This window comes from Legionella bononiensis, from assembly GCF_016786215.1.
GTDB classification, from domain to species: domain Bacteria; phylum Pseudomonadota; class Gammaproteobacteria; order Legionellales; family Legionellaceae; genus Legionella; species Legionella bononiensis.
Genome location: NZ_JADOBG010000022.1, coordinates 334,654 through 344,240, shown reverse-complemented (window position 1 = coordinate 344,240; position 9,587 = coordinate 334,654). Strand labels below are relative to the sequence as shown.

Genomic DNA, 9,587 nt, shown 5'->3' with positions numbered 1-9,587 from the left:
TCGCAAGGACGCGATTAAATTACGGTGTCTACTGACTGAATGGTCAATTCTGCTGCCTTAGCTCCTGTTGTACACGCTTCCAAAACCTCTTTATTCTGCTGTAATCCATGTAAGATTCCAGCAATAAACGCGTCCCCTGCCCCACTTACATCTACAGTTTGTACATCACCTGAAACGGGCACATGAACTTCATGATCATCATTTACAAGTACATAACCAGATTTCCCCATACTGATCACGGTATTTTTTACACCTCGCTCCTTTAATTTACGTCCCGCGATCAGACAATCGTTTATAGTGCGAACCGGCATCTCGGTTAATGCGCTGGCCTCCTGCATATCCGGTTTGATTAGAAAAACGGAATCCAGTCGATACGGCAGTTTTTTAGCTTTCTCAACCGATACAGGATCAATGCACACGGGAATATCGAATAAGGCCGCGCGTTTTAAAATTAAATCAATCAGTTTTGCCGGCAAATTGGTATCGATAAATATCAGACTCTGCTCCGTCCATAAATCCCAGGAAGCCGTGATGAACTCTTCATTGATCTCATCATAAACAGCCATGTCGGCCAGACCGATGAAGAGTTCACCCTGGTCATTTAAAACAGCAAGATATTGTGACGTCCGTTTGCCATCGAGAATCAAGCTATGTGATGTATTGACTCCTAATGACCGCATATGCTCAAGTAAAGAACGACCGCCTTCATCATTTCCAACCACACACTGCAAATGAATATCAGTAGTGACCTTTGCAAGATTGTGGGCAACATTACGCGCGACGCCACCAAAGGAAGTACTTGAAGTCACTTGATTTGAGGTATGTAAGAACAAATGAGCTTCGGATTTCAATTTTAAATCAATATTGGCTCCACCAATACACAATATATTTTTTTTCATAAAATCCATGTTCCTTGATCGCAATGTTCCTGCATCTTATTTATTTCATGGCTAACTGGCAAGAGAACTGATTCTGTATGTGATTGATCGCCGTATTTGAAAATAAAAACTGGGCATTGCGTACAGCCTTCTAACTATTCTGCTTCCTAAGGAGTCGCTTACGCGACAAATTTAGACCCCCTCACCCTTGATCCCTCTCCCCCACGCTACGCGCGGTGGAGAGGGGTCAGCGTTGTTGCTTTTGATCCCCTTCCCCATCCTACGTGCTGTGGAGAGGGGTGAGCGTTGTTGCTTTTGATCCCTCTTCCCCATCCTACGTGCGGTGGAGAGGGGTGAGCGTTGTTGCTTTTGATCCCTCTTCCCCATCCTACGTGCGGTGGAGAGGGGTGAGCGTTGTTTTTTTGATAAAATAAAAAGCGATTAGTTACTTGTTATTAAAATTGATATGTTCCACAACCGCATGCAATCGCGGCTCGGATTTATTGTGCTTTTTTATTTCATTTTAATTGAATCGCTGTGGGGATATCCCTTAAATTTGCACTCTGAATTACACTTCCCTATAATGCAAAATCCAGTCAACGCCTGGCTTTTTAACCGATTAAATGAGTTAGGTTACTCTAACGACTAACCTTCACGGAGATAGAATGGTTTTTTCTTCTTTAGCATTTCTTTTTTTATTTCTCCCAAGTCTTAATTTAACCTATTTAATTTGTTTAAAACGAATAAAATGGCAAAATTTTATATTAATGATATTCAGCCTGTCCTTTTATTATTGGGGTGAAAAAGATCATATTTTCATTATGTTAGGTTGTATTCTGGTCAATTATCTCTGCGGTATCTTTATAGAAGAAAGCAAAAGCGTAAGACAACGTAAGGTGTACCTCATCACCTCCATTACAGCCTCACTGGCCCTCTTAATCTATTTCAAATATTTTAACTTTTTCCTCAACACAATGAGTGACGCGTTTAACTTGAACATATCGGGTTTCAAACGAATTGCATTACCGCTAGGAATCAGTTTTTATACATTCCATGCTTTAAGTTATGTCATAGATGTATATTGGAACAAAGTGAAAGCCGAACGTAATTTTGTCACCTTCGTTTGTTATGTCTCCTTCTTCCCCCAATTAGTAGCAGGTCCAATCGTTCGCTATATCGATATCCGACATTCATTCTATTATCGTTATATTACCCGGACTGGTGTGCGAAACGGAATTCTACGATTTTGTTTTGGCCTGGCAAAAAAAGTATTAATTGCCAATGAAGTAGCTAAACTTGCTGACTATGTTTTTTATCTTCCTCCTGGCGATTTAACTTTTGCTGTAGCCTGGGTTGGTGCCATCGCTTATGCGCTGCAAATCTATTTTGATTTCTCGGGTTACTCTGATATGGCCATCGGGCTTGGTTTAATGTTCGGCTTTAAATATAAAGAAAATTTTAATTTCCCTTACGGTTCATTATCAATACAGGAATTCTGGCGAAAGTGGCACATTTCTTTGTCCAGCTGGTTTAGAGATTATATCTACATCCCATTAGGGGGAAGTTACAAATCCGATATGCGAACCAAGCTTAACTTAATCATCATATTCACTTTATGCGGCTTATGGCACGGAGCCAATTATACCTTTGTACTTTGGGGATTATACCATGGTGTGTTCCTGATTCTGGAGCGAACAGGTTTTGGCAGGTTTATGGCCGGACTTCCCAATGTCATTCGGCATGCCTACGTCCTGTTTGTTGTGACGATTGGATGGGTCTTTTTTAGAGAAGAACATCTGGATTCGGCATTAAGTTTTATCAAAACCATGCTTATTCCCGGTGACTTGAATTTAACCTCGCTATCAACCTGCGTCAACATTCTGACCGTATGCGCGATTATTACGGGCATCATCCTATCTTTGGGCGCTAATCGCTCCATAAAGGATTACCTGATTCTAAATCGCGATAAAACGATGATTGTTGCCTACAAACAGTTAAGCAGTTTCCTGGGTTTATCGGTATTACTGGTTTCAATCCTGTTTTTAAGCACTAATTCATATAACCCATTTCTATATTTCAGGTTTTGATCATGAACGTTTTTAGCAAATATTCCGACCGATTTTTAATTTTTGTCTTTATTCTAATTATAACCATACCCGGTATTGGACTTTTTTTTGAAAAACAGGCTAGTGAAATAAGGACGTTGTTTAATCGTGATCCCTACCCGTTCCCCCCATTTAATATTATAAAGTTGGGACGAACGGATTTTAAAGGCATTGAAAACTGGTTTATCGACCGTGCATTACTCATTACCACCCTAAGCAAGATCACAAGCAATATTGTTTATAAATTAGGAACCAGTATAAAACCCGGTCAGGCATTACTGGGTAAAGACGATTGGCTGTTTTTGGGCAATGATTTTTCTGCGACCATTGATCAATACACGGGAAAAAATCAACCTACTGAAGAAGAAATATACATCCAACTGTCCATTTTAAAACACATGAGCAAAATAGCCAGCCAGTACTCTGTTCCCTTTCTGGTGGCTCTTGCGCCAGATAAACATGAGATTTACCCTGAATATTTACCGGATAATATTCAAAAAGGAACAAATAAAAATCGACTGGAACTTCTTGAAGATGGGATGGCGGCAAATGGAATCGATTTTGTCAGTTTAAAGCAGAAGGAATTAACCGCAAAAAATTCCCTGGGCAAACAATACGGCGATTTATATCTGAAAGGCGACAGCCATTGGAATTATCTGGGTGCCTACGTTGCCTATCAAGCCATTTCGGAACAGATGCAGCGTAAGGGAATTAAAATTAACCACATTAACTTTAAGTTTATCCCTCAACAGACAACCTATTCTGATCTGACCAATTTTCTCCAACTTACCCATATTAAATCAAATAGTCCACTTCCTGATACTTCAGCACTAAAAATCGACTTGGTTGGAAAAGAATTCAATGGATCAGAAATCAAAATAGATCCGCTGGCAGGTAGCCCTAATATCCTGAACACGCCCTATCAAACGATCAACAAAGCGCTAAACCATAAACAAACCTGCCTGTTAATTGGTGACAGTTTCTCCGAAGCGCTGGGTTTTTATTTTCATAATGATTTTTATAATACAGTGAGAATTCATCCAGGAAACAAAGCATGGAGTTTATCAACTCTTATTGAACTGTATCATCCGGACATTATTGTCTATGAAAAAGTTCAACGCGATTTAATCTTTCCAATGCCGAATTTTCAATTATATTCCGAGCCGGTTCAACTCAACGTACCTGAACATGCATTGGCAGCCCATGGAGATCTGGAACAGTTCAGCATCAATGCTGACAGCATCACTACCTATGGCTGGGCGTATTTACCTAATCAGGATGCGGGGCTTAGTGAACTGTATCTGAAATTGACGGATGGCAAACACACGTACTTTTTCAGTATGACTAAACGACAAAGACAAAGTGTTAGCCTTGCATTTAAACATGATGGCAAGCATCTGAATCTGGCAGGCTTTTCTGGCACCATTCTGCGTAAAGACATACCCAATGGTACTTATTCGGTATCTTTGGTTGTTGTAAACGATGCCGTTATCGGTGAAAAGAAATTGCCACAAAACTATACGTTAAACTAAGATCCTGATGTGTACTTCTAAAAAGCCTCGGGAACCGTCATCCCGAGTGTAATGAGGGATCTCCTGAACGTGGTTCGGTGCCTGCATTTGGAGATCCTTCACTGTGTTCAGGATGACGACCACATCAAACCGTCATCCCGAGTGTAACGAGGGATCTCCTCAATGAGGCACGGTGCTAACTTTTTGAGATCCTTCACTGTGTTCAGGATGACTAAATTCCTGGATTTATAGAGAAGTTACTTTGTTGTTGGATTGTAGAATGAATCGAAAAGCATTACTGGTTGTCATTGCCCTGGTCTTCCTCGAATGGCTGGATTTCAGTTTGTACCTCTATCTGGCTAAATCAGTATTCGCCAAAAATTTTTTCCCGCCATCAAATTACAGCTTGATGCTTTCCTTTGCCTTATTTGCTACAGCCTTTCTCGCCAGGCCATTAGGTGGCTGGTTGTTCGGGCGTTCTGCCGACGGTTATGGTCGAAGAACGCCTCTTATATTTTCTGCAGCTTTAATGGGTATGGCGACTATAGGCATAGCCCTTCTTCCTGGCTATGAAGTTATAGGTATCAGTGCAACCTGGGGATTGCTTCTGTTACGAATCGCCCAAGGTCTTGCTTTGGGTGGAGAGATCAACAATTCAGCCATGTTTCTGGTGGAACATCAATCCCATAAACCTTTGATTGCAGGCAGCTTTGTCGCGGCCAGTGGTGCTGCAGGCATGTTTCTGGGTGGAGCAACCGCAGCTTTGGTTCAATCAGCACCAATTGATGGCTTATGGCGCGTCATCTTTGTTTTAGTTGGGCTGCTCTCACTATGGGTATGTAGCTTACGGAAAAAATTAACGGAATCTCCCGAATTTATTGCCAACAAATCACCGATAAGACAAATAATCCGGGAAGAATGGCCTGGAATAATTAATATCAGTATCATGGGAGCCTTTGTAAGCGTCACGGTTTATATCTGTAATGCATTCTGGGTTTCCTATGCCACCGATCAGGGCATAGGATCTCCCGTTGTCTGTGCCTGGGCGGGATCAATCGCTCAATTAATGTCTGCCCTGCTGGCATTACCTATCGCCCGCTATACCCCTCCAACCAAAGTGTTATTTTTATTACGAAACAGTATGATCGCCGCTTTTTTCGGAGCACCGGTGTTATTTATGTTTACTGCATCTGGATCGGTAACCGGGGTATTACTTGGCCTTGTTTTTTATGTAATGGCCAATGGCCTGCTGTGCTCTGCCCTCTACTATTTTTTATACCTCCAACTTCCCGCTCAATACCGTTGTCGTGGTGTATCCACTGTCTGGGCAATATCCGCAAGCCTTGGAGCAATCAGTTTACCAGCAGCAGAACAGGCTCATATCCATCACATGACCTGGCTTGCCCCCTTGTGGGTCAGCTTTATTGCTCTAATGGGATATTTAATTCTATCCCGAGGCCGATTAAGCAAGCATGACCCCGTTGCCTTAACCTCACTGCCATCAAGTTAATATCTATGTAGCCCGTATTAGCGAAGCGTAATACGGGAGCGAAGTGGCAAGAAATTCCATTGGTTCCCCGTATTACGCTTCGCTAATACGGGCTACAAGGACTAAGCCATCCTTCATCTTTAAATGAGTGCAAAATGCACTGGTTTCTAACCAAACTTGTATCCAGAGGAATTTCAAATTAGTATTGATCACATGGGAATCAGTTGATGAATTATCAACACACCCTAAGTATTTTGTACATCCTGAAGACATCAATATTTTACAGGAAGTTACGTTAATGAAACCGATAGTCTACCTCGCCTTTATAGTACTGAATGTGATCCTGGCACAACCCGATGCAATGGCACAAAAACCATATAATGAATTACAAATAAATCATGTAAACCTGAAAAAATATCCTGAACACATCACAGTACACGAACCCGGGGTTGAAGTAACGATTGGTGATTTACATGGCAACGCGCTTAAATTACTTAATTTTCTTATTCGAAATGATGTCGTAAAAATTACCAAGGAAGATTATAAACTCTTTGTTTCTATCTATGAAAAAAGTCCGGATGATCTTACAGCAAAAGACCTGGCTTATTTTCAGGTACTATTGAATGCTGCTGAAATTAACTCTCATCATCAAATCAGATTTCTTGGTGATGATTTATGTGATCGGGGAATGAATGATTATTACACCTTACAACTCTACAAAAAATTAGATATGGCCGGTGTTCCTTTTGACGTTGTTTTATCCAATCACGGTAATTTTTTCCTCAGTGCTTATGAACGGCCAGAGCAATCATTCAGCTTCAATCCTTATGGTGAGGGAGAAAATGAGTCTACTGTACAGTCAATGCTCCATTTGGGGCGAATCATCGATCGCGGTATTATAGAACGACAAGACGTACTGGATATCATTCAGAATCACTACCTGAAGCATCTCGTGTTTCCAGGTTATACTTATAACAAACAAAAAAATGAACTGACTGTTTATAGTCATGCGCCAATCGATCTCGGCATACTTGCTGAGTTGGCAAAGGATCTCAAGACTCCTTATAATGATTCGAATCTGGCTGAATTAACCAAAAGTTTCGATAGCATCAACCATCAGATTCACCAGTGGATAATGAATCGTACGTTTACAGTTCATTACAATGAACTGAATGAGGAACACAAAAAGTCGAACACACAAAGCCCTATAAAGCAGGTTTTATGGAACAGGGATTACACCATTTTACATCGTGATCACGAACCAACGGGCAAACATTTTTTTGTGAACTACGTCCACGGACATGATTCAATGCCCAATGTCTTCGATCTGGATAATTTATTCGGTAAAGGGAATGATAACTATACAGGCCCTTATGCGATTCATGTGACCCATTCTTAATAATTCGGCACATTAAAAGGATCAGGTTATGTTACAAATTGCTGTAATTGGATGCGGGATTGCTGGCCCTGCTGCTGCCATTTTTTTAAAGCAATTAAATGCTGAAGTTACTGTATTTGATAAGGTCGAAAATTTAAAACCTGTTGGTGCAGGATTCTTGTTACAACCAGCGGGTCTGGATGTGCTGAACCATTTAGGGATTGTTCAATCTCTAATTTCCAGAGGAGCTCCCATTTCGGGGCTGCATGGAATCAATCATAAGAATAAAGTTGTTCTGGATTTGCAGTATGCGGATTTGGTGCCACACCATAGAGGTTTAGGCATACATAGAGCCGTCCTCTATGAGGAACTCTATAAAAAGATGACAGAATTAAACATCAAAATCATTAATCCCTGCGAAATTACAGGGATTGAAAACCTAGCGGAATCTGTTCATCTTAAAGATAATCAGGGAACGCATTATGGCCCTTATGATTGCGTCATTATTGCAGACGGCTCACGATCTCAACTGAGGCATAGCATGAACTGCAAAATAAAAGTCACACCCTACGAATGGGGTGCTTTATGGGCAATATGCCAGGATACACAACATCAATTCAATACCGTTCTGGAACAGGTTTACAAGCATACCGAAATTATGGCCGGTATTTTGCCTATGGGGCATCAGGACAAGAACCTACTGATCAGTTTTTTCTGGAGTTTACATCAATCGAAACTGGCACAATGGAAGCATACTCCGTTCCCCACATGGAAAAATCAGGTCCTGAATGTTTGGCCCAAACTAAGACCATTATTTGATCAACTTCATTCGCATGATCAATTTGCGTTTGCTTCTTATTCGGATGTGAACATCCATCCATGGCATGACAACAGAGTGGTTATCATTGGAGACGCAGCTCATGGCATGAGTCCCCAATTAGGTCAGGGTGCCAATCTGGGTTTAATTGATGCCCAAATCCTGTTTGAATGTTTGCGCCAATATCCTGTTCAAAAAGCTCTGCCCCTTTATACCGAAAAAAGAACATCTCAACTTAATTATTATCAGACCGCAAGCCGCTTCGTTACCCCTTGGTTCCAATCCTCAAATCGTGTTATGGGTTTTTTAAGAGACAGGTTACACGGTACTTTTTGCAAAACACCTCTAATCAAAGACCAGATGCTTCTCACCCTGGCCTGTATGAAAACAGGATATTTCAAATCAATCCCTTTGGAGCAGTATCCACCCCTGTTTAGGCCAATACATGAATAAAATATTAGTCATTTACACTTATTACATCGTCTGGTTTGGCTCTCTGATCCTGGCCGCAAACAATTTTGCCTGGCTCCCTCTCCTTTTATCCCTAGCCATCAGTTCTCTTCAATTATTTTTTTGGTGTGATTTGTCCAAAGTCAACAACTGGAAGTTATTTATGTTAAGTCTGTCGTGTTTGGGGTTCTTAATTGACAGTATTTTTACAGCAACATCCCTCATTCATTTTCAACCCAATCCCTTTTATCCATACCTTGCTCCCCCATGGATGTTGGGTCTATGGATAAATTTTAGTGTGTTATGCATCAGTTTGGTAGAAATGCTGAATCTGCTACATCGTTTTCTCTGGCTGCTTGCTTTAATTGGATTTCCCGCCGCATATCTTGGCGGAGTAGGATTTCATGTAGCCATTTTTCATTTAGGTACTACCAGCTCTATTATTCTTGGATTAATATGGATGGTACTGTTTCCTATTTTATGTCAAAAGTTTTTATTCCCAGCTACTCACTCAATGATTAAGGATTAACTCATGACCGCTCTTAAATGCATTATTCCTACAATGATTTTATTCTGTCTTCTGGATTTTCTATGGATTGGATGGATTGGAAAATCATTGTATTTTAGTCAGCTTGGTCACTTCTTAAATATTGAAGGGAATCAATTAAAACCGAATCTACCCGCTGCTTTCATAGTCTACATCCTGTTTGCGGTCATGATATGGTATGTTGTCCTTCCTCTGGCAGAGAACCAAATATCCCAGAGTGTACTCTACGGCGCGTTATTAGGTATGATAGTCTATGGAATATATGATATGACCAATCTATCGGTACTAAAAAATTGGCCTCTTTATATTTCATTAATTGATTGGTTTTGGGGAATTATCCTATGCAGCATCACCAGTGGTTTTTGCTGTTGGATTAAAAAGTTTTTTGTTTGAACCACAAGGAACACAAAGT

General features: G+C 40.7%; 8 protein-coding genes. 7 read left to right on the top strand and 1 reads right to left on the bottom strand.

Annotated elements, in window-relative coordinates:
* Positions 1-14: 14 nt before the first annotated feature.
* The gene (locus tag IZU94_RS15155; protein WP_203112472.1) at positions 15-899 is read right to left on the bottom strand and encodes a carbohydrate kinase family protein; all 885 of its coding nucleotides are present in this window, start codon (positions 897-899) and stop codon (positions 15-17) included.
* A 644-nt stretch (positions 900-1,543) separates the two neighbouring features.
* Here IZU94_RS15155 and IZU94_RS15150 point away from each other — a divergent pair.
* From IZU94_RS15150 to IZU94_RS15120, 7 genes are all read left to right on the top strand, one after another.
* Positions 1,544-2,965 carry an MBOAT family O-acyltransferase gene (locus tag IZU94_RS15150; protein ID WP_203112469.1) on the top strand — a complete coding sequence of 474 codons (1,422 nt, stop codon included), beginning with the start codon at positions 1,544-1,546 and terminating at the stop codon, positions 2,963-2,965.
* 2 nt (positions 2,966-2,967) lie between these two features.
* The gene (locus IZU94_RS15145) at positions 2,968-4,515 is read left to right on the top strand and encodes an alginate O-acetyltransferase AlgX-related protein (RefSeq protein WP_203112466.1); all 1,548 of its coding nucleotides are present in this window, start codon (positions 2,968-2,970) and stop codon (positions 4,513-4,515) included.
* Between the two features lie 259 nt (positions 4,516-4,774).
* A complete protein-coding gene (locus IZU94_RS15140; RefSeq protein WP_203112463.1) occupies positions 4,775-6,004 on the top strand; it encodes an MFS transporter in 1,230 nt (409 codons plus the stop codon).
* A gap of 277 nt (positions 6,005-6,281) precedes the next feature.
* Complete coding sequence (gene wip / locus IZU94_RS15135) at positions 6,282-7,382, top strand: Dot/Icm T4SS effector Wip (RefSeq protein ID WP_203113398.1); 1,101 nt, start codon at positions 6,282-6,284, stop codon at positions 7,380-7,382.
* 28 nt (positions 7,383-7,410) lie between these two features.
* Positions 7,411-8,631, top strand: coding sequence for an FAD-dependent oxidoreductase (locus tag IZU94_RS15130; RefSeq protein ID WP_203112460.1), 1,221 nt, complete (start codon positions 7,411-7,413; stop codon positions 8,629-8,631).
* Positions 8,624-9,157 carry a DUF2878 family protein gene (locus tag IZU94_RS15125; protein ID WP_203112456.1) on the top strand — a complete coding sequence of 178 codons (534 nt, stop codon included), beginning with the start codon at positions 8,624-8,626 and terminating at the stop codon, positions 9,155-9,157. The genes IZU94_RS15130 and IZU94_RS15125 overlap by 8 nt, the downstream gene beginning before the upstream one ends.
* A gap of 3 nt (positions 9,158-9,160) precedes the next feature.
* A complete protein-coding gene (locus IZU94_RS15120) occupies positions 9,161-9,568 on the top strand; it encodes a DUF2177 family protein (RefSeq protein ID WP_203112453.1) in 408 nt (135 codons plus the stop codon).
* Positions 9,569-9,587: the final 19 nt, after the last annotated feature.

What these genes read in the sequence shown, in the direction of transcription:
- wip (WP_203113398.1), top strand. Translation starts at nt 6,282, where the DNA reads ATGAAACCGATAGTCTACCTCGCCTTTATAGTACTGAATGTGATCCTG.
- IZU94_RS15125 (WP_203112456.1), top strand. Translation starts at nt 8,624, where the DNA reads ATGAATAAAATATTAGTCATTTACACTTATTACATCGTCTGGTTTGGC.
- IZU94_RS15140 (WP_203112463.1), top strand. Translation starts at nt 4,775, where the DNA reads ATGAATCGAAAAGCATTACTGGTTGTCATTGCCCTGGTCTTCCTCGAA.
- IZU94_RS15155 (WP_203112472.1), bottom strand. Translation starts at nt 899, where the DNA reads ATGAAAAAAAATATATTGTGTATTGGTGGAGCCAATATTGATTTAAAA.
- IZU94_RS15150 (WP_203112469.1), top strand. Translation starts at nt 1,544, where the DNA reads ATGGTTTTTTCTTCTTTAGCATTTCTTTTTTTATTTCTCCCAAGTCTT.
- IZU94_RS15145 (WP_203112466.1), top strand. Translation starts at nt 2,968, where the DNA reads ATGAACGTTTTTAGCAAATATTCCGACCGATTTTTAATTTTTGTCTTT.
- IZU94_RS15130 (WP_203112460.1), top strand. Translation starts at nt 7,411, where the DNA reads ATGTTACAAATTGCTGTAATTGGATGCGGGATTGCTGGCCCTGCTGCT.
- IZU94_RS15120 (WP_203112453.1), top strand. Translation starts at nt 9,161, where the DNA reads ATGACCGCTCTTAAATGCATTATTCCTACAATGATTTTATTCTGTCTT.